At 67.1% G+C, this 23405-nt stretch carries 25 protein-coding genes and 1 tRNA gene; 15 read left to right on the top strand and 11 right to left on the bottom strand.

The window, feature by feature from the left end; all coding sequences use genetic code 11:
- Positions 1 to 22 precede the first annotated feature (22 nt).
- The 3 genes from B7R22_RS08130 to B7R22_RS08120 form a co-directional block, all read right to left on the bottom strand.
- A complete protein-coding gene (locus B7R22_RS08130) occupies positions 23 to 481 on the bottom strand; it encodes a nitroreductase family deazaflavin-dependent oxidoreductase (protein ID WP_116411271.1) in 459 nt (152 codons plus the stop codon).
- A gap of 96 nt (positions 482 to 577) precedes the next feature.
- Positions 578 to 781 (bottom strand): cold-shock protein, encoded by a 204-nt coding sequence (locus B7R22_RS08125; RefSeq protein WP_116411270.1) that lies wholly within the window; start codon positions 779 to 781, stop codon positions 578 to 580.
- A 214-nt stretch (positions 782 to 995) separates the two neighbouring features.
- Positions 996 to 1080, bottom strand: a tRNA-Leu gene (locus tag B7R22_RS08120).
- 109 nt (positions 1081 to 1189) lie between these two features.
- On the opposite strand from B7R22_RS08120, the gene B7R22_RS08115 reads away from it, so the two are divergent.
- From B7R22_RS08115 to mshC, 3 genes are read left to right on the top strand one after another with little or no spacing between them, the layout of a single operon-like run.
- On the top strand, positions 1190 to 2500 hold the full coding sequence (locus B7R22_RS08115; protein ID WP_116411269.1) for a M20/M25/M40 family metallo-hydrolase: 1311 nt from the start codon (positions 1190 to 1192) through the stop codon (positions 2498 to 2500).
- Between the two features lie 31 nt (positions 2501 to 2531).
- On the top strand, positions 2532 to 3386 hold the full coding sequence (locus B7R22_RS08110; protein WP_116411268.1) for an undecaprenyl-diphosphate phosphatase: 855 nt from the start codon (positions 2532 to 2534) through the stop codon (positions 3384 to 3386).
- A 41-nt stretch (positions 3387 to 3427) separates the two neighbouring features.
- Complete coding sequence (gene mshC, locus B7R22_RS08105; protein WP_116411267.1) at positions 3428 to 4699, top strand: cysteine--1-D-myo-inosityl 2-amino-2-deoxy-alpha-D-glucopyranoside ligase; 1272 nt, start codon at positions 3428 to 3430, stop codon at positions 4697 to 4699.
- 111 nt (positions 4700 to 4810) lie between these two features.
- On the opposite strand, the gene B7R22_RS08100 is transcribed toward mshC, so the two are convergent.
- Positions 4811 to 5755, bottom strand: a complete 945-nt coding sequence (locus B7R22_RS08100; protein WP_253258960.1) for a proteasome assembly chaperone family protein — start codon at positions 5753 to 5755, stop codon at positions 4811 to 4813.
- A gap of 116 nt (positions 5756 to 5871) precedes the next feature.
- Between B7R22_RS08100 and B7R22_RS08095 the strand changes: the two genes are divergently transcribed.
- From B7R22_RS08095 to lnt, 10 genes are all read left to right on the top strand, one after another.
- Complete coding sequence (locus B7R22_RS08095; RefSeq protein WP_301182603.1) at positions 5872 to 6546, top strand: HAD family hydrolase; 675 nt, start codon at positions 5872 to 5874, stop codon at positions 6544 to 6546.
- A complete protein-coding gene (locus tag B7R22_RS08090) occupies positions 6543 to 7559 on the top strand; it encodes a tRNA (adenine-N1)-methyltransferase (protein ID WP_116411266.1) in 1017 nt (338 codons plus the stop codon). The genes B7R22_RS08095 and B7R22_RS08090 overlap by 4 nt, the downstream gene beginning before the upstream one ends.
- Positions 7560 to 7604: 45 nt before the next feature.
- Positions 7605 to 8585, top strand: a complete 981-nt coding sequence (locus B7R22_RS08085) for an FKBP-type peptidyl-prolyl cis-trans isomerase (protein ID WP_147305339.1) — start codon at positions 7605 to 7607, stop codon at positions 8583 to 8585.
- Positions 8586 to 8625: 40 nt separating this feature from the next.
- Positions 8626 to 9669, top strand: coding sequence for a helix-turn-helix transcriptional regulator (locus B7R22_RS08080; protein ID WP_116411264.1), 1044 nt, complete (start codon positions 8626 to 8628; stop codon positions 9667 to 9669).
- Positions 9653 to 10687 carry a helix-turn-helix transcriptional regulator gene (locus B7R22_RS08075; protein WP_253258959.1) on the top strand — a complete coding sequence of 345 codons (1035 nt, stop codon included), beginning with the start codon at positions 9653 to 9655 and terminating at the stop codon, positions 10685 to 10687. The genes B7R22_RS08080 and B7R22_RS08075 overlap by 17 nt, the downstream gene beginning before the upstream one ends.
- An 82-nt stretch (positions 10688 to 10769) precedes the next feature.
- Complete coding sequence (locus B7R22_RS08070) at positions 10770 to 11117, top strand: hypothetical protein (RefSeq protein ID WP_116411263.1); 348 nt, start codon at positions 10770 to 10772, stop codon at positions 11115 to 11117.
- Positions 11107 to 11406 (top strand): Sec-independent protein translocase subunit TatA, encoded by a 300-nt coding sequence (tatA, locus tag B7R22_RS08065; protein ID WP_116411262.1) that lies wholly within the window; start codon positions 11107 to 11109, stop codon positions 11404 to 11406. The genes B7R22_RS08070 and tatA overlap by 11 nt, the downstream gene beginning before the upstream one ends.
- Positions 11407 to 12222: a twin-arginine translocase subunit TatC gene (gene tatC, locus B7R22_RS08060; protein ID WP_253258958.1), complete on the top strand. Its 816-nt coding sequence runs from the start codon at positions 11407 to 11409 to the stop codon at positions 12220 to 12222.
- Positions 12222 to 14678 (top strand): DEAD/DEAH box helicase, encoded by a 2457-nt coding sequence (locus B7R22_RS08055; RefSeq protein WP_116411260.1) that lies wholly within the window; start codon positions 12222 to 12224, stop codon positions 14676 to 14678. Before tatC ends, B7R22_RS08055 begins: the two co-directional genes overlap by 1 nt.
- Positions 14675 to 16330: an apolipoprotein N-acyltransferase gene (gene lnt, locus B7R22_RS08050; RefSeq protein WP_253258957.1), complete on the top strand. Its 1656-nt coding sequence runs from the start codon at positions 14675 to 14677 to the stop codon at positions 16328 to 16330. Before B7R22_RS08055 ends, lnt begins: the two co-directional genes overlap by 4 nt.
- 125 nt (positions 16331 to 16455) lie before the next feature.
- Here the strand turns inward: lnt and B7R22_RS08045 are convergent, their stop codons facing one another.
- The 4 genes from B7R22_RS08045 to B7R22_RS08030 form a co-directional block, all read right to left on the bottom strand.
- Entirely contained in the window at positions 16456 to 16821 is a 366-nt protein-coding gene (locus B7R22_RS08045) for an RNA polymerase-binding protein RbpA (RefSeq protein ID WP_116282967.1), read from the bottom strand.
- A 133-nt stretch (positions 16822 to 16954) separates the two neighbouring features.
- On the bottom strand, positions 16955 to 17746 hold the full coding sequence (locus tag B7R22_RS08040; protein WP_116411259.1) for a glycerophosphodiester phosphodiesterase family protein: 792 nt from the start codon (positions 17744 to 17746) through the stop codon (positions 16955 to 16957).
- On the bottom strand, positions 17739 to 18788 hold the full coding sequence (locus B7R22_RS08035; RefSeq protein ID WP_116411258.1) for an SPFH domain-containing protein: 1050 nt from the start codon (positions 18786 to 18788) through the stop codon (positions 17739 to 17741). The genes B7R22_RS08040 and B7R22_RS08035 overlap by 8 nt, the downstream gene beginning before the upstream one ends.
- Entirely contained in the window at positions 18785 to 19258 is a 474-nt protein-coding gene (locus tag B7R22_RS08030) for an NfeD family protein (RefSeq protein WP_116411257.1), read from the bottom strand. The genes B7R22_RS08035 and B7R22_RS08030 overlap by 4 nt, the downstream gene beginning before the upstream one ends.
- A 156-nt stretch (positions 19259 to 19414) precedes the next feature.
- On the opposite strand from B7R22_RS08030, the gene B7R22_RS08025 reads away from it, so the two are divergent.
- Both B7R22_RS08025 and B7R22_RS08020 read left to right on the top strand, forming a co-directional pair.
- On the top strand, positions 19415 to 20188 hold the full coding sequence (locus B7R22_RS08025) for an SDR family oxidoreductase (protein ID WP_116411256.1): 774 nt from the start codon (positions 19415 to 19417) through the stop codon (positions 20186 to 20188).
- Between the two features lie 4 nt (positions 20189 to 20192).
- Positions 20193 to 20684: an NUDIX hydrolase gene (locus tag B7R22_RS08020; protein WP_116411255.1), complete on the top strand. Its 492-nt coding sequence runs from the start codon at positions 20193 to 20195 to the stop codon at positions 20682 to 20684.
- A 6-nt stretch (positions 20685 to 20690) separates the two neighbouring features.
- Here the strand turns inward: B7R22_RS08020 and B7R22_RS08015 are convergent, their stop codons facing one another.
- The 3 genes from B7R22_RS08015 to B7R22_RS08005 all read right to left on the bottom strand — a co-directional run bounded on the left by B7R22_RS08015 (position 20691) and on the right by B7R22_RS08005 (position 23277).
- On the bottom strand, positions 20691 to 21287 hold the full coding sequence (locus tag B7R22_RS08015; protein WP_116411254.1) for an HdeD family acid-resistance protein: 597 nt from the start codon (positions 21285 to 21287) through the stop codon (positions 20691 to 20693).
- A 74-nt stretch (positions 21288 to 21361) separates the two neighbouring features.
- Positions 21362 to 21850, bottom strand: coding sequence for a nucleoside deaminase (locus tag B7R22_RS08010; RefSeq protein ID WP_253258956.1), 489 nt, complete (start codon positions 21848 to 21850; stop codon positions 21362 to 21364).
- Entirely contained in the window at positions 21847 to 23277 is a 1431-nt protein-coding gene (locus B7R22_RS08005; RefSeq protein WP_116411253.1) for a purine-cytosine permease family protein, read from the bottom strand. The genes B7R22_RS08010 and B7R22_RS08005 overlap by 4 nt, the downstream gene beginning before the upstream one ends.
- Positions 23278 to 23405: the final 128 nt, after the last annotated feature.

Here is a 23405-nt window from a genome sequence, read left to right as displayed (position 1 = left end):
CCGATTGCGTTGTCGGCCCGCCTCAGGGGCGGGGGTCGACGATCACGATCGGGATCTCGCGGTCCGTCTTCTGCTGGTAGTCGGCGTAGTCGGGGTAGAGGGCGACCATCTTCTGCCAGAGCGCCGGCTTCTCCCGAGGCGTGGCCGTACGGGCGGTGCCGCGGATGATCTCACCCTTGTTCTGCACGACGACCTCGGGATTCGCTTCGAGGTTCAGGTACCAGACCGGATGCTTCGGGGCCCCGCCGAGTGACGCGACCAGGATCTGGCGGCCGTCATCTTCCGCGCAGATCAGGCAGGTGCGGCGCCACTCCCCGCTCTTCCGGCCCTGGGTCGTGAGGAGCACCAGCGGCGCTCCGCCCTTGAATGACGGCTTCTCGCCGTCGGTGGCGAGGTATTCGGCAATCTGCGCCGCCACCCACTCCGTGTCATTGTCGATCGGGTTCTCAGGTGATGATCCCGGCGTGTTTTCGATAGTCATACGTCGAGCTTAAACAAGAATGCCCCGGCCGGAGCCGGGGCATTCCCACAATATTTATTCACGATGAGAAGCGCGTGCGCTTCTCATGCCCAAAGGCTAGAGCGAACGGATGTTCTCAGCCTGCGGGCCCTTCGGGCCCTGGGTCACATCGAACTCGACGCGCTGGTTCTCATCGAGCGACTTGTAGCCGTTCGACGAGATGGCCGAGTAGTGAGCGAAAACGTCGGGGCTGCCATCTTCGGGAGCGATGAATCCGAAGCCTTTTTCAGCGTTAAACCATTTGACGGTACCAATTGCCATGTTAAAACTCCTCCAGGAGCGTTCTCTATGAATCCGACTGCCGGATTCTGATAGCGCGGTGCCTGTCATCCATCTTTCAAGCGCAATGGGCAACGGGGCTTGGCCGCGAGCGTTCAGAACTGCGAGGCACAGCAACTTCGTGTTAAACACTACCCCAGTTGTGGGGAAAAGAAGAACGGGATTGCGATGTGTGTCGCAATCCCGTTCTGATCTGTGTCCGAAAGGGGACTTGAACCCCTACGCCCATAACAGGCACTAGCACCTCAAGCTAGCGCGTCTACCATTTCCGCCACCCGGACAGGTGTTGCTGCAACTCCCTTGCAGGAGAACAACAAGGTAAGACGATAGCACGTCTGGAAGCACCCGAAAACGCACCTCCGCTTCCGGCCGTGCCGGTAGCGTGTTCGCATGACCTCGACGAGCGATCCGACCCTCGACCGCACCGCCCACCTCACCCGTGACCTGATCCGGTTCGACACCAGCAACTACGGCGACGGCAAATCCAACGGCGAGACGGAGGCCGCCCACTACGTGGAGGCGGAGCTCCAGGCGCTCGGCCTGAAGCCGCAGTTGTTCGATGCCGCCCCCGGCCGAACCAGCGTGGTCGCGAGGCTGGAGGGTGCGAGTCCGGATGCTCCCGCCCTCGTCGTCCACGGCCACCTCGACGTGGTTCCAGCCATCGCCGACGACTGGAGCGTCGACCCGTTCGGCGGCGAGATCCGCGACGGCATGATCTGGGGTCGTGGGGCGGTCGACATGAAGAACATGGACGCCATGATCCTGAGTTCGCTCGGCGAGATCCTCAGTTCCGGCCGCCAGCCGGCGCGCGACCTCGTCATCGCCTTCTTCGCCGACGAGGAGGCCGGGGGAGTGCTCGGTTCGCATTTCATGGTCGACGAACATCCGGAGGTCTTCGAGGGTGCGACCGAAGCGATCTCCGAGGTCGGCGGCTACTCCATCGACCTCCAGGGTCAGCGCGCCTACCTCGTGCAGACCGGCGAGAAAGCCCTGATCTGGATCAAGCTCATCGCCCGCGGCCGCGCCGGCCACGGCTCGCAGATCAACTCCGAGAACGCCATCACGCGTCTGGCCGGTGCCGTGGCACGGATCGGCAGCCAGGAGTGGCCGGTGAAACTCACGATGACCACCCGCCAGCTGCTCGACAGGGTGGCGGGCATCCTGGGGCAGGATCCGAAGCAGGTGAGCGCCCAGGAGTTGGCGATCGCCACCGGCACCGCGAGCCGTTTCATCAGCGCGACCCTCCGAGCCACCACCAACCCGACCATGCTCGACGCCGGCTACAAGGTGAACGTCATCCCCGATCTCGCGGAGGCGCGGATGGATGTCCGCGTGCTCCCGGGCGACGAGGTCGAGGTGATGGCGCGCATCCGCGAACTCGCCGGAACCGACGTCGAAGTCGTGGTGATGCACCAGGACATCGGCCTCGAGACGCCCTTCGAAGGCGCGCTGGTGGAGCAGATGATCGCAAGCCTCGGCCGCTTCGATCCGGGTGCCGAGGTGCTGCCCTACCTGCTCTCCGCGGGTACCGACAACAAGGCCCTCAGCATGCTCGGCATCAAGGGCTACGGCTTCGCCCCGCTGCAGCTGCCGGCCGATCTCGACTTCCCGGCGCTGTTCCACGGCGTTGACGAGCGGGTGCCGCTTGACGCACTAGTGTTTGGCACAGATGTTCTGACCGACCTGCTTCTGCGTTACTGAAGCGGCTGCCTCGCTACCCGAAAGTTTCTGAATGGAATTCCTCCAAGCGATCATCCTCGGCCTCGTTCAGGGTCTGACGGAGTTCCTGCCGATCTCCTCCAGCGCCCACATCAAGATCGTGGGCGAACTGATCGGAGCCGGAGGCGACCCGGGGGCTGCGTTCACCGCGATCATCCAACTCGGCACCGAAGCGGCCGTGCTGGTGTTCTTCTGGCGGGATGTGGTGCGCATCGTCAGCACGTGGGTGAAGGCGCTGTTCGGGCGCATCCCGCGGAACGATCCGAATGCCCGGATGGGCTGGCTCATCATCATCGGCAGTCTCCCCATCATCATTCTCGGGCTGATCTTCCAGAACCAGATCGAGACGTCGCTCCGCTCGCTGTGGCTGGTGGCCGCCACCCTGATCGTCTTCGGAATCCTGCTGGGCGTGGCCGATGCGGTGGGCGAGAAGAAGCGCCGGCTGAAAGACCTGACCTACCCGCACGGCGTCGTCTACGGCTTCGCCCAGGCGCTTGCACTCATCCCCGGGGTGAGCCGCTCGGGTGGCACCATCACCGCCGGGCTCTTCATGGGCTACGAGCGCAAGGCCGCCGCCCGCTACTCCTTTCTTCTGGCGATGCCGGCCGTGTTCGGCAGTGGTCTCTTCCAGCTCTACAAGAGCATCAAGGAGCCGTGTGTGAACGCGGCTGCCGGCTGCACGCCCGAGATCTTCAACGGCGCCGAGACGGCCGCGGCCACCGTCGTCGCCTTCGTGGTGGGCCTCGTCGTGATCGCCTTCTTCATGAACTACATCTCCCGGCGGAGCTTCCTGCCATTCGTGATCTACCGCATCGCACTCGGCATCGTGCTGATCGTGCTGCTGGCCACGAACACCATCGCCGCCTGAGACTGGTCGGCAGCCGGATCGCCAGAAGTTAGAGTTCAGTAGTGCACTCCTGGCCTTCTCCTGACGTTCCCGCGCTGTCCTCCCGGGGGCCGGTTCCCCGCCTGTTCAACCAGGCCAGCGGTCAGATCGAGGCGGCACCGGGGACCGACGGCACGGCCGGCCTCTATGTCTGCGGCATCACGCCCTACGACGCCACCCACCTCGGCCACGCCTCCACCTACCTGGCGTTCGACACCCTGAACCGGCTCTGGCGGGCGGCGGGTCTCACGGTGTCGTACACGCAGAACGTCACCGACGTCGACGACCCCCTGCTCGAGCGGGCGACGGCCACCGGTGTCGACTGGCGGGAGCTCGCGGCGTCGCAGACCGACCTGTTCCGCGGCGACATGGAGGCGCTCCGCATCCTCCCTCCGGCGAACTACATCGCCGTCACCGAGGTGGTCGACGAGATCGGGCAGGCCGTGGCCGAGCTGATCGGCAGCGGATTCGCCTACGGCGTGCCGACCCCCGACGCACGGAACGACGATGCCCGCGACGTCTACTTCGATTCGGCCCGTGCCGCGGAGGCGACGAGCTGGTTCCTCGGGCTCGAGAGCCGCTACGACCGCGCGACGATGCTCGACCAGTTCGCCCAGCGTGGCGGTGATCCGGAGAGGCCCGGCAAGCGCGACCCGCTCGATCCGCTGCTCTGGCGGGTGGCCCGTGACGGCGAGCCGGAGTGGCCCTCAGCGGTCGGCGCCGGCCGGCCCGGCTGGCACATCGAGTGCGCCGTGATCGCCCTCGACCACGTCGGCCGCGACTTCGCCGTGCAGGGCGGCGGCTCCGACCTCATCTTTCCGCATCACGAGTTCAGCGCCGCGCATGCGACAGCGCTGACCGGGGAACCCTTCGCGTCGATCCACGCCCACACCGGCATGGTCGCCTACCAGGGCGAGAAGATGTCGAAGTCGCTCGGCAACCTGGTGCTGGTGTCGAAGCTCCGGGCCGCGGGTGTGGATGCCCGAACCATCCGGCTCGCCCTGCTGGGCCACCACTACCGGAGCGACTGGGAGTACACCGACGCCGACCTCGAGCGCGCCACGGCGAGGCTCGACCGCTGGATGGCTGCGGCCGCGATGGCGGACGAACACGAAACAGCCTCGACCCCGGATGCCGTGGCTCTCGTCACCCGCCTGCTCGAGGCCCTCGCCGACGACCTCGACACCCCCCGGGCACTCACCCTGCTCGACGAGTGGTTCGAGACGGCGCGAGTGGTCCCCGCGGTGATCGTCGACGCGATCGACGCCCTGCTGGGCATCCGCATCGCCGCCTGACCGGCGCCCACAATTCAGGCCGCATGCCTCACCGCGTCCAGATGTTCGCTGGCGCCGCGTGTGGCCTGAATTGCGCCCGAGGATGCCCGCGCCTTGGGGACGCGAGCGACGCTACGGGCGCCAGGGCTCCGCTGGGCCCGTCGCCGGACCGTCGCCGCGCTTCCGCAGGTAGCGCTCGAATTCCTGGGCGATGGCCTCACCGCTCGCCTCGGGTGAGTCGACCGTGTCCCGGGCCTGTTCCAGCTGCTGGATGTAGGACGCCATCTCCTCGTCCTCACCTGCGAGAGCGTTGATGCCCGACTCCCAGGCCGCCGCCTCGTCGACGAGGTCGCCCCGCGGGATGACCACGTCGATCAGCTCCTCGAGCCGGTCGATCAGCGCCAGGGTGGCCTTCGGCGAGGGCGCGTTGTGCACGTAGTGCGGCACGCTCGCCCAGAGGCTGACTGTGGGGATCCCGAGCTGCTCGGCCGCGTCGGAGAGGATGCTGAGGATGCCCACCGGGCCCTCGTAGGCGCTCCGCTCGAGGTCGAGCTCGGTGCGCACGCCGGCGTTCTCGCTGGTGGAGTAGATGCTGATCGGGCGGGTGTGCGGCACGTCGGCGAGCATGGCGCCGAGAAAGACGATGCCCGAGACGCCGGAGTCCACAGCGACGTTCAGCACCTCACTGGTGAACCGTTTCCAGTTGCGCGACGGCTCCGTGCCGAGCAGCAGGTAGACGTTGGAGGTGTTGTTGCTGCTGACCTCGAGGCCGGCATCGGCGGCGAGCTGCTCCGCCGGTTCTCCCGCTTCCTCTGCGTCGCCGGTCGCGGCGGCCGGGCCGTAGATCGTCGCACTCGGCCAGACCAGGATGCGCTGGCCCTCGTCGTCGAACTCGCTGGTGGGCCGGTTGAACTGGTAGTCGAAGAAGTCCTCGGAGTCGATCTCGACGATCTCCGCCAGGTCGAGTTGCTCCTTCAGGCTCCGCACCGCTGCGGATGCCGCCTCACCGGCGTCGTTCCAGCCCTCGAAGGCGACGACCATCAGCCGGCCGGTCAGGAATTCTTTGCTCTCTGCCACTTAGGGGAAGTCCTCGTGTTCTCTGGATCAAGCGGGCGCACCCGCGCGGAAGCGTTCCTCAAGGATAGGCCGTCGCGCCCCGGCGGGGCTCCGTGCTCACGGTAGGCTTCGATCCCGTGACCGAACAGAATCCTGCCGCCGTTCTCTGGGACATGGACGGCACTCTCGTCGATACCGAGCCCTACTGGATGACCGCCCAGACCTCTCTCATCGAGTCCTACGGCGGCACCTGGACGCACGAGGAGGCCCTCGATCTCGTCGGCTCCGGCCTCTGGCGGACGGCCCAGACAATGCAGGCGAAAGGCGTCGACATGGGGGAGGACGCGATCGTCTCGCTGCTGAGCGAACGCGTCATGGAACAGATCACCGTGGCCGTTCCGTGGCGTCCGGGGGCGAAGGAGCTGCTGTTCGATCTCCGCCGGGCGGGCATCCCGACGGCGCTGGTCACCATGTCGATCCGGCGGATGGCCGAGCACGTGCGGTCGTTCATCCCGTTCGACGCCTTCGACCTCGTGGTCTCGGGCGACGACGTCACCAACGCGAAACCGCATCCGGAGGCCTACCTGACGGCGGCCGCGCACTTCGGCGCCGCCCCGGCGGACTGTGTCGCCATCGAGGACAGCCTCGCCGGCACCGCCTCCGCCGTCGCGGCCGGCGTCGTGACGATCGGCGTCCCCCATTACCTCTCGCTCGAGAACAGCGGCGCCGACGTGCTCTGGCCGACCCTCGACGGGCGCTCGAGCGCCGATCTGGTTCGAGTTCTCACAGATTCAAGGAGTGCAGCGCGATGACCACCTCCACCACCTACAGCGGACCGTTCCGCGCCGGCGACCGGGTGCAGCTCACCGGTCCCAAAGGCCGGATGAACAGCATCAGCCTCGAAGTGGGCGCCACGTTCCACACCCACAAGGGCTGGATCGAGCACGACGACCTCATCGGGCTGCCCGACGGTTCTGTCGTGCAGAACTCGATCGGGATCGACTATCTTGCGCTCCGTCCGCTGCTCACCGACTTCGTCATGGCAATGCCACGGGGAGCTGCGATCATCTACCCGAAGGACGCCGCCCAGATCCTCGCACAGGCCGACATCTTCCCGGGCGCAACCGTCGTCGAGGCCGGGGTCGGTTCGGGTGCGCTCTCGCTCTGGCTGCTCCGCGCCCTCGGCCCGGCGGGTTTCCTCTCCTCGTTCGAACGACGTGATGAGTTCGCAGATGTCGCGCGCGCCAACGTCGCCGCCTTCACCGGTGCGGAGCCCGAGAACTGGACCGTCACTGTCGGCGACCTCACGGATGCCCTCCCGACGGTGCACGACGACGGAACCGTCGACCGGGTCATCCTCGACATGCTCGCTCCCTGGGAGTGCATCGAGGCGGTCGCCGCCGCGTTGAAGCCCGGGGGAGTCGTGCTCTGCTACGTCGCCACCGTCACGCAGCTCTCCCGGGTCACCGAGACCATCCGCCGTTCGGGCCTGTTCACAAACCCCGACCCGAGCGAGACGATGGTGCGCACCTGGCATGTCGAGGGCCTCGCTGTGCGGCCGGACCACCGGATGATCGGCCACACCGGCTTCCTCGTCACCGCGCGCCGGCTCGCGCCCGGCTCCGTGCTGCCCGAACTCAAGCGCCGGGCATCCAAATCGGAGTATTCCGACGACGACGTCGAGGCCTGGACCCCCGGGGCGCTCGGCGAACGCGGAATCAGCCCGAAGAGCCTCCGCAAACGCGTGCGCCAGGCCAGCGCCAGTGCCGACGCCGCCCTGGCGCGCGAAGCTGAAAACCAGCCCGAAACCGACCCGTTAGACTGAGGCGGCTCGCGATCGTGAGCTGTTCTGTACCTGAAATGAGGATCCGTGCGTAAGACCGTCGCGCTCATCGTGGCCGCTGGCCTGCTCGTCGTCGTAGCAGGATGCAGCTCCACGGGTGGCACTTCAGCCTCCGGATGCTCGCCCATGGCTTCCTCGGGAAGCGCCTCCGGCCTCGTCACCGCCACGGGCGACTTCGGATCCGCGCCGAAGATCTCGTTCGGTACGCCGCTCGACGCCGGCAGCACGACCGAGGTCAGCACGCTCATCCAGGGAAGCGGAACGGTTCTGCCCGAGAACGGCATCGTCTCGGGCGACTACACGCTGCTCGACGCGACCACCGGCGCCACGGTCACCGCCACCGCGTACGACGGAAAGACCGCCTCGACCTTCCCCATCTCGAGCGCCGGCATCCCGGGCATCCGGAAGGGCCTCGCCTGCGCCACGGTCGGATCGCGCGTCGCCATCACCATGCCCCCGGCCGACGGTTTCGGCACAGAGGGCAACAGCCAGGCGGGTGTCGGCGCGACCGACTCGCTCGTCATGGTCTTCGACATCACGGACGCGTTCGGCACCCGGGCCGACGGCGCCATCCAGCCCGCAGAGGCCGGTTTCCCTAGTGTCGCGCTCGCCCCCGACGGTCGACCCGGCATCACGGTTCCCTCGGGCAGCGTGCCGACCGACCTGCGGGTCGCCGACCTGAAGAAGGGCGATGGCCCGGCGATCGCCGATGGTGACAACGTGATCGTGCAGTACACCGCGGTGGTGTGGGCCGACAAGTCGATCGCCGGTTCGACCTGGGCCGATGGCACGCCCAAGCTCGTGCAGGCGTCGTCGAGCGCGCCGCTTGCGACGACCATCGTGCCGTCGCTGGTCGGCCAGACGGTCGGGTCGCAGTACATCGCCGTCGTACCGCCGGCCTCGGGCTACGGAGACACCGCGTCGACTGACGGAAAGATCCCTGCGGGCTCGACGCTGATCTATGTCGTCGACGTGCTCGGGATCCTGCCCGCCGCACCTGCCCAATAAGTCAGGGATCAGCCCGAGGCACCCGTAAAATGGGAGCCTGATGACTGAGACCAGGGGACCCGCGCCCGTACCCGTCGAGGAGCGACTGTTCAGCCTCGTGCTGGCCCTGCTGGCGACCGAGGCGGGGCTCACGAAAAACGAGATCCTCTCTACGGTGCAGGGCTACCGTCAGCGGTACGTCTTCGCCGGCGACAACGCCAGTCTCGAGCGCCAGTTCGAGCGGGACAAAGACGACATTCGTGAGCTCGGTGTGCCGCTGGAGACGATCGAGCCGATCGACGAGTCCGGAAACAACCAGCACCTGCGCTATCTCATCCCGAAGGGCGCCTACGACCTCCCCGCAGACATCTCGTTCTCCCCGGAGGAGATCGCCCTGCTGAACCTGGCAGCGATGGCCTGGCGCGAGGGCTCCCTCTCCCGGGAGTCCCGGCACGCGCTGCTGAAGCTCCGTTCGCTCGGCGTCGAGTCGATCGAACCGGTTCTCGGCTACGCGCCGCGCATCCGTACTCGCGAGGCTGCCTTCGACCCGCTGACCGACGCGCTCAGTCGCCGGATGCTCGTGCGTTTTGCCTACCTCAAACCGGGCGACCTCTCCCCTCGCGAACGCACCGTCGCACCGCTTGCCCTCGTTCAGCATGAGGGCCGCTGGCACATCACCGGGATCGACCAGCAGATCGGCGAGCCCCGCACCTTCCTGCTCTCCCGCATCGTCGGGCCGGTGACCCGCACTCGCATCCCCTTCGAGAACGATGCCCGGGGTACGGCCGAGACGGCGCTCCGGCAGCTCGACGAGATCTGGGCCGCCAACACCGCCGTGGTGCGCGCGCGGCCGAGCTCCGATGCCCAGACACGGCTCGTGAACCGTCGGGGGAGCATCCGGAGACCGGACGGCGACCTGACGCTGCACTACACCGACCTGCACCTCCTGGCCGACGACCTCTCGGGGTTCGGGCCCGAGGTCTTCGTGGTGTCGCCCCCAGAGCTCCGCGCCGCGGTGCGCCGTCGCCTCGAACTCACCGTGGCCACCCACCAGCCGGTGCGCCCGACGGCGGAGGAGGAGGCCGGCCGTGCCGAAACAGCCTGAGTCGCCGAAACAGCCTGGGTCGCCGAAACAGCCCAAGTCATCCGGGTTCGTGCACGCCCAGGACAAGCTCGCGTTCCTGCTCTCCCTCGTTCCCTATCTGCTCGACAGGGACCGGGTCTCCGTGGTGGATGCCGCTGCCCACTTCCAGGTGAGCGAGGAGCAGGTGCGGGAGGCCGTGCGACTGATCGCGGTGTCGGGAGTGCCCGGCGAGACCAGCCAGTACCAGCACGGCGACTTGTTCGACATCGCCTGGGACGACTTCGAGCAGAGCGACGAGATCCAGATCACCCACCGCGTCGCCCTCGACGATTCGCCGCGCTTCTCCGCCCGGGAGGCCGCGGCTCTGATCGCCGGGCTCCAGTACCTGCAGGCGGTCCCCGAGACACTCGACAGTGCTGTGCACTCGTCGCTGATGGCGAAACTGGCGCGCGGATCCTCCGAAGAGCCGAGCCAGGTGGCCGTGGCGAAGTCGGAGGCGAACGCATCCCTCGTCACCATCCGCTCGGCTGTCGCCGGGGGGCTGCAGATCGAGTTCGACTACGTCGGCTCCCGGGGAGAGCGGGAGCACCGGGTCGTGGATCCACTGCGGATCGACTCCAACAACGAGAGCTGGTACCTCAGGGGCTGGTGCCACACCCGCCAGGGCATCCGTACCTTCCGGCTCGACAGGATGGCCGACCTCACGGTCACGTCGAATCCGAACCTGTACCGCCCCGGCGACCTCGCCCTCAGCGACAACCTGTTCGACGGTTCGGGGGAGACCCTCGGGGTGGTGCTGGAGGTGCATCCCGCCGCGGTGAGCCTCCTGGGGGAGTACCTCGCAGAGGGCGCGCCCCAGCTCGAACGCGGCGCGGTCGTGCAGGCGACGGTGCGGGTGGCGCACATCCACGGACTGAAACGGCTAATCGCGAGCCTCCCGGGCATCGTGCGGGTGATCGAACCACCCGAGGCGCGGCGTGCGGTGCACGACTGGGCGGCCGAGGCCCTCGCCGCCTACGACGATAGTGTTACGTCATGACATGGTGGGCGAGCGCGGCAGGGGCCCTGAACGGGCCTCTGCTCAGAGCGCGGCGCACTTGCGCAGCAAGTAGGGTGTCGTCATGACATGGTGGAGCTGGATCGTGATCTGGGCCGTGCTGGTGCTGGCGATGCTCGGCATGTACGCCCTGCTGGGCTGGCGGTTGTTCAAGAAGGCCAGCGTAATCCTCGGCGAACTGAGCCAGCTCGGAGCCCAGGTGGGCAGCATCCAGGACAACGTCGAGAACCTCACTCCCGAGCCGAGCGACAATGCCATCCTGCTGGGCTATGCCCAAATGCACCACCGCCGAGATGCCCACAGGCGACGCCGTGCAGAGGAAAAAGAGCTTCGCAGGGAGAAACGGCTGGAACGGGGTAAACTCCTCATAACATCCGACTACACACAAAGGACGTGGCCCCATGCTCGGTAACCTTCAGGGTTGGCATCTGATTGTCATTCTCGCCATCGTGCTGCTCCTTTTCGGTGCCCCGAAGCTTCCGGGCCTCGCTCGCAGTGTCGGCCAGTCGATGCGCATCTTCAAGAGCGAGGTCAAGACGATGAAGTCCGACGACCCGAGCGGCGCCGAGGCCAAGCCGGCTGCTGCCGAGACGGCATCGAACATCGCCGAGCCCACCACGCTGAACAAGCCTGCCGACGTCAACGTGGCGAATGTCACTCCGACCGACCTCGGCTCGGACCACAACACCGCCTCCAGGTAAGTGGCCGTTCGCTCGAAGGCGGAACCTCGCCCCAAGAAGAGCGCGAACCGCGACGGGCGGATGTCACTCGGTGAGCACCTCGTCGAGTTCCGCAAGCGGATGTTCCGGGCGCTCCTCGGAGTCGCGATCGGTGCCGTGGTCGGCTGGTTGCTCTCCGATCCGATCCTCTTGGCTCTCAGCGCGCCCGTCAGTGCCATCACCAGCTCCCAGGGGCGTGCTGCGTCCCTGAACTTCACGGATGTCTCGCAGGCCTTCGACCTTCGCCTGCAGATCGCCATCACCGTCGGTATCGTTCTGGCGTCCCCGATCTGGCTGTACCAGATGTGGGCTTTCCTCGTCCCCGGCCTGACCCGCCGGGAGAAGCAGTACGCCGTGGGCTTCGTGCTCACCGCCGTTCCGCTCTTCCTCGCTGGCTGCGCGGCCGGCTGGTACGTGCTGCCCCACATGGTCTCGATCCTCACCGGCTTCGCCCCGCAGGACACCACGAACATCATCAGCGCGGGAACCTACTATTCCTTCGTGCTGAAGCTGGTGGTCGCCATCGGCATCGCCTTCGTGCTGCCCGTGCTGCTCGTGCTGCTGAACTTCGCGGGCATCCTGAGCGCGAAGTCCATCCTGAAGTCCTGGCGCATCGCGATCCTCGTCATTGTGCTGTTCTGCGCGATCGCCACGCCGTCTGCCGACGTGTTCTCGATGTTCCTGCTCGCCATCCCGATGGTCGGTTTGTTCTACACAGCGGCTCTCATCGCCACGATCCACGACCGCCGCAAGGCCAAAGCTCAGGAGAAGTTCGACGCCGAACTGGTTGTGCCGTAATGACCCAGGCGCTGACTCCGGCCGAGCGCTACGCCCTCAGCCGGAACAAAGCGACGAATCCTGTCGTCGACGAGTTCCGGCAGGGGCTGAAGTTCGACCTCGACCCCTTCCAGATCGCAGCCTGTCAGCTCCTCGAGGCGGGCAACAGCGTGCTCGTCGCCGCGCCCACGGGTGCCGGCAAGACCATCGTGGCCGAATTCGCCGTCTTCATGGCGATGCAGCAGCAACGCTCGAAGGTGTTCTACACGGCCCCGATCAAGGCGCTGAGCAACCAGAAGTTCCAGGAGTTCGTCGCTGAGTACGGTCCCGACGAAGTGGGCCTGCTCACCGGAGACACGAACATCAATCCGACGGCGCGGATCGTGGTCATGACCACTGAAGTGCTCCGCAACATGATCTACGCCGGCTCCGACCTGCTCGCCAACCTGGCATTCGTCGTGATGGACGAGGTGCACTACCTCGCAGACAGGTTCCGTGGCGCGGTCTGGGAAGAGGTGATCATCCACCTGCCGACGTCTGTGCGGCTGGTGTCTCTCAGCGCCACCGTGTCGAACGCCGAGGAATTCGGCGACTGGCTGCAGGCGGTGCGGGGTGACACCGAGGTCATCGTCTCGGAAGAGCGGCCCGTTCCCCTCGACCAGCACATGCTGGTGCGCCACAAGCTTCTCGACCTGTTCGACGGTAGCGGCCAGGCGACGACGAGCCGGGTCAATCCTGAGCTGATGCGCATCGCCCGTTCGACGGGTGCGCCGCAGTCACGGAACGGCGGCCGGCCGGGCGCCGACGACCGCCGGAGCCGGAACTCGTCGAAGTACCGGCCGAATCACACCCAGGCCCCGCGCATGGATCGTGCGGAGCTGGCAGACCTGCTCGACGAACACAACCTGCTGCCGGCCATCTTCTTCATCTTCAGCCGGGTCGGCTGCGATCAGGCCGTCAAACAGGTGCTCCGCGCCGGCGTCCGCCTCACGACGACAGAGGAACGTGACGAGATCCGGCGCATTGTGGATGAGCGCTGCCGCACCCTCCTCGACGAGGATCTCGCGGTACTCGGCTACTGGGAGTGGCTCGAAGGCCTCGAACGGGGTGTCGCCGCCCACCACGCCGGGCTGCTGCCCGCCTTCAAGGAGGTGGTGGAGGAGCTCTTCCAGAAGAAGCTGGTTCGCGTGGTCTTCGCCACCGAGACCCTGGCGCTCGGCATCAACATGCCCGCGCGCACCGTGGTGCTGGAGAGCCTCGAGAAGTTCAATGGCGAGGCGCGGGTCCCGATCACGCCGGGGGAGTACACCCAGCTCACCGGGCGGGCCGGTCGCCGCGGAATCGACGTCGAGGGTCACTCGGTCATCCAGTGGCGAGACGGCATCGACCCCCAGGCGGTGGCGTCCCTTGCCTCACGGCGGAGTTACCCGCTGAACTCCAGCTTCCGCCCGACGTACAACATGGCGGTGAACCTGATCGACCAGTTCGGCCGGGCGCGCACCCGCGACTCGCTCGAGCTCTCGTTCGCGCAGTTCCAGGCCGACCGCGCCGTCGTGGACCTCGCCCGCAAGGTGCGCTCACAGGAGGAGACCCTGGAGGGCTACGAGAAGGCGATGACCTGCCATCTCGGCGACTTCCCCGAGTACGCCGCGCTCCGCCGGGAACTGAGCGACGTCGAGCGGTCGGGTGCGGGCCGGGCCGACACCCAGAGCCGTGCCGAGCGCGACAGCCGGCAGAAGAAGATCACCGAACTGCGCCGGCGCATGAAGGCTCACCCGGTGCACGTCTGCCCCGAGCGGGAGCACCATGCGCGCTGGGCCGAGCGCTGGTACCGCCTCAGGCGGGAGACCGACCAGCTCGTGCAGCAGATCAACACCCGCACCGGTGCGATCGCCAAGGTCTTCGACCGCATCACCGAGGTGCTGATGCAACTCGAATACCTGAAGGCCGACACCGCCGGAGAGCTGACGCTCACCGACACCGGCAGGACTCTGAAGCGCATCTACGGCGAACGCGACCTGTTGGTGGCGGAGTGCATCCGGCAGGGCGCCTGGGCGAATCTCGACCCGGCGGGGCTCGCGGCCATGGCGTGCTCCCTGATCTACGAGCCGCGTCGCGACGAGAGCGAACTCCCCGAGCGGTTCCTGCCGCGCGGGGCCTTCCGCGGTGCGCTCGAGAACACGCAGGCGATCTGGGAGGACCTCCAGCAGCTCGAGACGAGGCACCGCCTGCCGGGATCCGCCCCGATCTCCGTCGGGCTCGCAAAGCCGATGAACGAATGGGCACGCGGGGCAAGCCTCGACACCGTGCTCTTCGACGCCGACCTCGCCGCCGGCGACTTCGTGCGCTGGACGAAGCAGACGATCGACCTGCTCGACCAGCTGCAGAACCAGTACGACCCGAAGGTGGCAACGACCGCCCGACTGGCCCTCGACCTGGTGAAACGCGGGATCGTCGCGTACTCCTCGGTGGCATGATGACCTCCGTTCTCTCCCGCGACCAGACCCCTCGACCGGGCTCCGGCGGTGAAGGAGCGGATGCGCCGCACAGTGCGTCGCTGCTCCCGCCCGAGCGGCTGCCGTTCGCCGACCGGCTGCGTTCCGGGATCGCGGCGCCGGTGCTGCCGCTCTGGCTCGCCTGCCTCGTGGCCCTCGGCGGCGGCCTGAGCCTGATGACCGGCTTCCCCGGTGCGGATGTCTGGCCGATGACCTTCGTCGGTGTCGCCGCTATCCTGGTGAGCCTCATCGGCCAGCGCTGGAACCGCGCCCTGCTCGTCGGGCTGGTGGGCGGCGTCACGTTCTGGTGCGCCCACATCTCCTGGCTGACGCTCTACCTGGGGCCGGTGCCATGGCTTGCCTTGGCCATTCTCGAGGCGATCTTCTTCGCCATCGGGGCACTCACGATCGCATTCGTCTACCGGTTCGCCGGGGCGGTCTGGCCGACGCCCCTCGGCCGGCTGGGCATCCTCCCTGTCGTCGTCTCCGGACTCTGGACCGCACGGGAGGCGATCACGGCAGTCGCGCCCGAGGGTGGCTTCTCGTGGGGCCGCGTGGCGTTCTCGCAGTCGACCAGCCCGTTCTCGCATCTCGTCGCCTTCGTCGGCGTCTCGGGGCTCAGCTTCCTCCTCGTCTGGCTCGTGGCGTTCGTCATCCAGCTCTGCCGGGAGGTGAGCCTCCGCGCCGTCACACGATTCGCCCTGGGGATCCTGGCCGTGGGTCTGCTGCTCGTCGTTCCGGCCTGGCCCGCACCGACGTCGGGAACGACGCGCATCGCCGCCGTGCAGGGCAATACGAAGTCGGGGCTTCTGGATCGGGTCGAAGCGGGCGACAACCTGAACGCCCACATCACCGAGACGCTCAAGCTCGAAGGCAACGCTGTGGACATGGTGGTCTGGCCCGAGAACGCGTCGGATGTCGACCCCGAGACGTCCAGGGCCGCAGCGGCCGATCTCGACTTCATCAGCGGCATCATGAAGGCGCCGCTCGTGGTGGGTACGATTGCTGAGCGCGACGGAAAGTTCTACAACACGTCGCTGCTCTGGGAGAACGGTTCGGTCGCCGATTTCTACGACAAGCGGCACCCGGTTCCGTTTGCGGAGTACATGCCGGCCCGGCCATTCTTCCGGGCCCTGGTGCCCGACCTCGTCGATCTCGTCACTCGCGACTACCAGGTGGGCACGACCGACACCGTGATGAACGTGAACGGCGTGATTGCGGGGATCTCGATCTGTTTCGACATCACCGACGACAGCGCCGTGCAGGCGATGGTGGATGACGGGGCTCAGGTCATCCTGGCGCAGACGAACAACGCGGACTTCGGCCAGACCGACGAGAACCTGCAGCAGCTCGCCATCGCGCGGCTCCGTGCGATCGAGACCGGGCGGAGTGTCGTCAACATCTCCACCGTCGGCCACAGCGCGATCATCGCCCCCGACGGCTCGACGCTCGACGCGATCGCACCGTACACGCCCGGCGCCATGGTCGACGACGTTCCCCTCTCGACCACCGTCACCCCCGCCAGCCTCGCCGGCCGCGGCCTCGAGTGGCTCGTCTCTGGCCTGGGCTTCGCCGGTCTCGCCCTGGCCCTCGTCGCGGCCGTCCGCGCCCGCCGCGCTGCGCGCCGCGCCTGACATCGACTCGGGAGTTCTGGTCGCCCAGCGTGTTCGAAAGCGACCAGAACTCCCCAGTCGACAGGGCGTAACCACGAACGCGCCCAGCCGTATGGCCGAGCGCGAGGGTCGAGGTGGGTGATGCTCTACGCGCCGATCTTGTGCTGGCCGCGCCGGGCCCGCAGGTAGTCGAGCCGCTCCTGCAGGAGCTCTTCGAGCTCAGGACGGGTGCGGCGTTCGAGCAGCATGTCCCAGTGGCTGCGGGGCACCTTGGCCTCGGCCCGGTCGAGCACGACAGGCTCGGAACCGATCATGAGAACGGCCTCATTGCTGCAGAACTTGCACTCCCAGGTCTCGGGCGCTTCTGCTTCGGCTGAGAAGACCATCTCGGTCTCCTTGCCGCACGTGCTGCACAGGTATGTGTGTGTCATGCGCGGAGAGAAAACGACTCCCTCTTCACTCTGGAGGCTTTGGCCCCCGAGTCTCATTCCGCGCAAGCTGCGATCTGCCATTGTGTGGTCTCCTCCCGCTTCGCTTACCTAGGTATAAACCCGTTGCCGCACTCGAACATTCGTGGCGGTGGCTATTCCCAGAACACTCCCAGATATTCGGATCGAGTGCCTGCCCTTGACTTTGTGTTCGTAGTCAGCGGCGATTCGGCTTGGTTCGGGCCACCAGTTCGAGGGCCAGATCGACGCGGTCCGTGACGAGCCCGTCGACTCCGACAGCCAGCAGTTGGGCCATCTTCTGGGGATCGTTGATGGTCCAGACGTGCATCTCCACACCAGCCGAATGGATGAGCGCGAGCATCCGGCGCGTCGGAACACGAAGCCCCAGGGCGGTCTCCGGCACCTGCACGGCGTCGACGTTCCGCAGCAGCCACCGCACGACGGGCGCCAGCCCCAGGGTCCCAGCGACGAGCACCACAAGGAAGGTTCGGGCCGACGCCGACGTGGCGACAGCGACCCCCGACGTTCCGGCTGACGCCCGGATGGCGGCTTTCCGCCGGGCGTTCGAGAACGAGGTGAGCAGCACCCTCTGCTGAGCCCCGGCCGCGACGATCGCGGCACCGGTAGGCCCCGCGGCCGCCTCGGACTTCACGTCGATGTTGAATCGGGTTGCGGGGAGGGCGACCAGGGCATCCTGCAACGTGCAGAAGCCGACGCCGCCGCCGAGATCGAGCGCGGCGAGCTCGCGGGCCGTCAGGCTCCCGATGGTCGACGCGATACCGAGCAGTCGACTCAGATCGGGGTCGTGCGCCACAATGGCGACACCGTCGAGAGACGCGTGCACGTCGCATTCCACGTAGAGCGCTCCCTGCTGAGCCGCGGCGCGGAAGGCAGGAAGCGTGTTCTCGACCGCCGACGTCGCGAGCCCCCGGTGCGCGAGCAGCCGGGGGAGCGACGGAGCGAAGTACCCGGTGGCGGGTCTAGGCACCCGGCGTGGTCTCGGCGGGCGAGGATTCCGGCGCAGAGGAGGCCAGAGGCGCAGCGGACGCGGCTGGTGCAGAAGCCGTTGGCGCAGCGGGTGCCGCAGGTGCCGCAGACGCAGCAGGCACTCCGGCCGACGCAGCCGCCGCCATCGCGGCACCGCGATCGCCGAACGCCTGCCCGATGCCCTTCAGCGCCTCGGTGAGCTCGCTCGGGATGACCCAGAGCTTGTTCGCACTGCCCTCGGCGAGCTTCGGAAGGGTCTGCAGGTACTGGTAGGCGAGCAGCATCTGGTCGGGCTTGCCGCGGTGGATGGCATCGAACACCGTCGTGATCGCCGACGCCTCACCTTCGGCGCGCAGCACGGCGGCCTTGGCATCACCCTCGGCAGACAGGATCGCCGACTGGCGGTGCCCCTCAGCCGACAGGATGGCGGACTGTTTCGTGCCCTCGGCGGTGAGGATGACGGCACGGCGCTCACGCTCGGCGCGCATCTGCTTCTCCATCGAGTCCTGGATGGACAGGGGCGGGTCGATCGCCTTGAGCTCCACCCGGCCGACGCGGATGCCCCACTTGCCGGTCGCCTCATCGAGCACGATGCGGAGCTTGCTGTTGATCTCGTCACGCGAGGTGAGCGCCTCTTCGAGATTCAGCCCGCCGACCACGTTCCGGAGGGTGGTGGTGGCGAGCTGCTCGACGGCGCCGAGGTAGTTCGCGATCTCGTAGGTCGCGGCCCGGGCATCCGTCACCTGGAAGAACACAACCGTGTCGATGGAGACGACGAGGTTGTCCTCGGTGATGACCGGCTGCGGGGGGAACGAGACGACCTGCTCACGGAGGTCGATCAGCGGGCGGAGCCGGTCGATGAATGGAACAAGGAGATTCAGGCCGGGCGTGAGCGTCTTGTGGTACTTGCCGAGCCGCTCGACGACACCTGCGCTGGCCTGGGGAATGATGCGGATGGCCTTGGCCAGGGTGGTGATCACGAAGATGACGACGATCACCACCACGATGATGGCGATGACGGACCCTACGGAGAAGTCGTTCACAGGATTGCTTTCTCTTCGGGAGCGACCAGTGCAGTCGCCCCATCGATTGCTTTGACGAAGACGAGTTGGCCCGGCAGGAGTTGCTGGTCGATGGCTGTGGGGAAGACCCTCGCCGTCCAGGTGTCGCCATTACTGAGCTTCACGCTGCCGGTGGTGTCGGTCACCGCGAGCAGCACCTGGCCCTCGAGCCCGAGCAGCGCCTCGATGCCACTCGGTGTCGTGTCGCCCCCGCGGTGCAACCGCCGGAGCAGCGGTGGCCGCAGGGTGAAGATGAGCAGCAGGGCGAGAACCCCGGCGATCAGGACCTGGAGCAGGAACGGTGCACCGGCGAAGTGCGAGACGAGCCCCCCGGCACTGCCGACGGCGAGCATCACGAACAGCAGATCGAGCGTCAGCGTCTCGACCACCAGGAAGATCAGAATCAGCGCAAGCCAGATCACCCACGCGTACGAAGCCAGAAAATCTGTCATGAGCTGCTCCTTCGCTGTCGTTGCCTTTTATGAAACTACCAGTGACCGTCCGGCGGATACGAAGTTCACAGGTCTTCCCTTGGTAGTCTCGTGGGGTCAATATCAGCGCCATCCCTCGCAGCACCACCCGCCGCGAACCGACGACAGGAGCACGACGTGTCAAACCCTCTCACCCCCGGATCCCTGACGGGCAAGCGGGTTCTGGTCACGGGTTCGAGCCGCGGGGTCGGCGCCGATACGGTGAGCTACTTCGCCGAGGCCGGCGCGAGCGTCGTCATCAACTTCCGCAACAAGGAAGCGCGGGCGAACAAGCTCGCAGAGAAACTTCGCGCCGAGGGTGCGACCGCACTCACCGTCGGCGCGGACCTCACCGATCCGGCATCCGTCGCCCGCATGTTCGAAACCGTGCAGGAGGCGTTCGGCGGCCTCGACATCCTGGTGCTGAACGCCTCGGGCGGCATGGAGAGCGGCATGGCCGCCGACTACGCGCTCACCCTGAACCGCGACGCCCAGGTCGACCTGCTCACCAGCGCGCTGCCACTGCTGCAGCCCGGGTCCCGCGTGGTGTTCGTCACCAGCCACCAGGCGCACTTCATCCGCACCACCGAGACGATGCCCGAGTACGAGCCCGTCGCGCTCTCGAAGCGTGCGGGCGAGGACGCCCTCCGTGCCCTCGTCCCGCGCCTCGACGAAGCAGGCATCACGTTCGTCGTGGTGTCGGGCGACATGATCGAGGGCACCATCACCGCCACCCTGCTCGAGCGCGCGAACCCCGGAGCGATCAGTGCGCGCAAGGAGTCTGCCGGACGCCTTTACAACGTGGCGGAGTTCGCGGCCGAGGTCGCAGCGGCCGCCGTGGAGCCGATCCCGGAGAAGCACACCCGGTACGTCGGCGACGTGTCGGGCTTCGCTCCCGAGCAGACGGACTGACCGGATGCCCGCCGCCGACCAGCCGGCGTCGGAACGCCCCGGCTTCGACTTCAGCAAGTCGAGAGTGCTGCTGTTCGACGGCGACGACCGGGTGCTGCTCTTCCTGACGAAAGCTGCCGTGCCGACCAACCCGACACGCTGGGTCACGCCGGGCGGGCACGTCGAGCCGGGGGAGTCGCATCCGGAGGCCGCAGCGCGGGAACTCTTCGAGGAGACGGGCCTCGCGGTAGACGCAGAGGCGCTCGGGCAGCCGATCCGTTCGCGCGAGTTCAGCGACGAGCGAGCCCCCGGGGTCTTCAGGACGAACTACGAGGAGTGGTTCGTCTTCCGCACGGTGCAGTTCGAGCCGGAGAGCGCCAACTGGACCCCCGAGGAACGCATCGACATGGAGGAGCACCGCTGGTGGAGCATCGCCGAGCTCGATGCCACCGCAGAGACGATCGAACCGGATGACCTGATCGCGGTCATCCGGCACGAACTCGCCAAGCGCGCCTGACGACGGCTACGTGGCGACGCGCGCCTTCGGGACGCGGCCGAGCGTGATGGCTGACATCGCCTGGAAGATGCCGAGCACGATGAAGATCCACGCGGCGAACACGGTCAGCACGGCGAGCGACGGGAGCGGCGAGAGCAGGAACACGATGCCAGCGACGATCGAGAGCACGCCGAGCAGCGTGCCGTACCACTTCGACGAGTCGTTGACCGTCTGGGTGAGGGCGAGGACGCCCTCGAAGACCCAGGAGAAACCGATGACGAGGCCGAGCACGGTGAGCGAGGCGAAGGGGTTTCGGAGCGCTATGACCCCCGCGACGAGCAGCAGCACGCCGAGGATGACGCTGAGCACCCGGATGCCCGGCGAGAGCGTGCCGTTGACGATGCCGACGAAGATGCGCATCAGCCCGACCACGAAGAAGTAGAGGCCGAAGAGGAACGCGACCACCTCGAGGGTGGAACCTGGCCAGACCAGCACGAGGATGCCGACGAGCACCGAGAGCACCGCGCCGATCCAGAGTGCGACTTTGAAGTGCCGGAGCACTCCCGGCGCCAGGTCTTCGGTGTGCAGGGAGAACCTCAGTGGGTTCGTGGGTGTGGTCGACATAGTTGCCCCTCCGTGTGTCGTTGTGATCAGGTGCCGCGGTATTCAGGAGCCGCTGCATGAAGGAAGCCCTGACGTCAGACTGCGCCGATGTCCTCGTTCCAGAGTCCGGGTGACTCCGCTATGAATGCTCCCATCATTGCGATGAGGCCCGCGTCATTGACGACAGTGAGTTCGGCGCCGTGCTCGGCCGCCCAGTGCTGGCCGCCCAGGAAGTTCTGGTCGTCGCCCACGACGATCCGGCCGATTCCGAACTGGCGGATGAGGCCCGAGCAGTACCAGCACGGAGAGAGCGTCGTGACCATCACCGTGTCGCGGTAGTTCGTCTGCCGGCCCGCGTTCCGAAAGGCGTTGGTCTCGCCGTGCATGGAGGCGTCGCCGTCCTGCACGCGCCGATTGCGCCCGCTTCCGAGCAGCACCCCGTCGCGGGTGAACAGCGCGGCTCCGATCGGGATGCCGCCCTCCGCAGCCCCGAGGGCGGCTTCGGCGGTGGCGACGGCCAGCATCGCGGCATCCGTCGGGTAGACGGCGCCGACGACGATCTGCACGCCTGAGTCGGCGCTCACGCGACGTCATCCGCTGCATCGACACCGACGACGTCGGCGGGAGTACTCGTGAGCGGCCCGCCGAGCCGGGGCTTCACCGCGCTGAAGAGCACCGCGTACGTCACCGCTCCCAGCACGAATCCGACGATCGCCGTCAGGTCGCCCACCTCGGGCACGGCCGCCGGTACGACGCCGACGAAGAATGTCTGGTTGGAGAAGAGCCAGATCGAGACGACGATGCCCACGATGAAGGAGATCACCCCGGCAGAGTTCCGGTACATCGCGTGCTCGGTGACGATCGAGCCGATCTCCGTACCGCGGCGGAGGAACCGGTCGACGAGGACCACCCCGAGCCATGGCGCGATCCAGTAGGCGATCACGAGCAGGAAGTTCTCGTAGGTGTGGCCCGCATCGGGGATGGCACTCCACGCGAGGAAGAAGCCGACCACCCCGAAGCCGAGGGCGATCAGGGCCCGGCGGAGCGCGAACGGGATCTTGATGCCGGCGGCGAGGAACGACATCGCACCCGAGTAGATGTTCAGGGCGTTGGCCGCGACGGCTCCGACGGCGATGGCGATGAGGGTGAGGTCCCGGATGACCGGGGGCATCGACTGCGTGAACGAACCGGTCGGATCGCTCGGGTCGAACCCCGCGATCGTCGCAGCGGCAGCGCCGGCGGCCATGAGCACCACGCAGGAGACGAAGTTTCCGAGCCCGGCTGCCCATCCGACAGTGGACTTCCGAACGGTGGCCGGCAGATACCGGCTGTAGTCGGACGCGTACGGATTCCAGCCGGCCGCATACCCGAACGCCGCGCCTGCCGCCAATGTGAATCCTCCGAAGCTGAACGCGCTGCCGTCGACAACGACGCCGAGGTCGGCGTGCAGGAAGATCGTGACCGTGGCGACGAGGAAGATGGCGCCGAGCACGAAGCTGGAATAGCGCTCGAAGAGCTGCACGAGGTCGTGCCCGATGAAGGCCACCGCCACTTCGACCACGACCACGATCAGCAGGGCGAGCACCGGCGGCATACCCGTGAGGGTGGAGAGTGCGAACGCGCCGCTCACCGAGTTCACCGTGAACCAGCCGAGACCCGCCATCACCGTGTTGATGGCGGCGGGCAGGATGTTGCCCCGGTAGCCGAACGCCGTGCGGCTGAGAACCATCTGCGCGAGACCCTCGCGCGGCCCCCAGGTCGAGAGGACTCCCTGGGTGAGGGCGCCCACGGCGCTGCCGAGCACGAGCGCCGCCATGGCCTGCCAGAAACCGAGACCGAAGAAGGCGACCGCGATGACACCCACGAAGATCGTGGCGAACTCCAGGTTCGGCGCCGTCCAGGTGGAAAGGAGCTGCCAGGGCGAGCCGTGCCGTCTGTCGGCCGGGATGGCTTCGATTCCCCCCGGTTCGATGCGGGAGGGGGCGCTGACGGTGAGGGTTTTCTCGCTCATTGTCAGATCCTAATGAAGATTGTCAGATACCAATGAAGAACGGCGTGACCCGGGCAAAGCCGTCGGGTCACGCCGTTGCGGCGTCAACTGTTCGAAAGTTCCTAGCTAACTCGAGTGCGCCGGTGAAA

It is taken from the genome of Subtercola boreus, from assembly GCF_003399635.1.
In the GTDB taxonomy this organism is placed as follows: Bacteria; Actinomycetota; Actinomycetes; order Actinomycetales; family Microbacteriaceae; genus Subtercola; species Subtercola boreus_B.
This window is presented reverse-complemented; position numbering and strand designations above follow the sequence as displayed.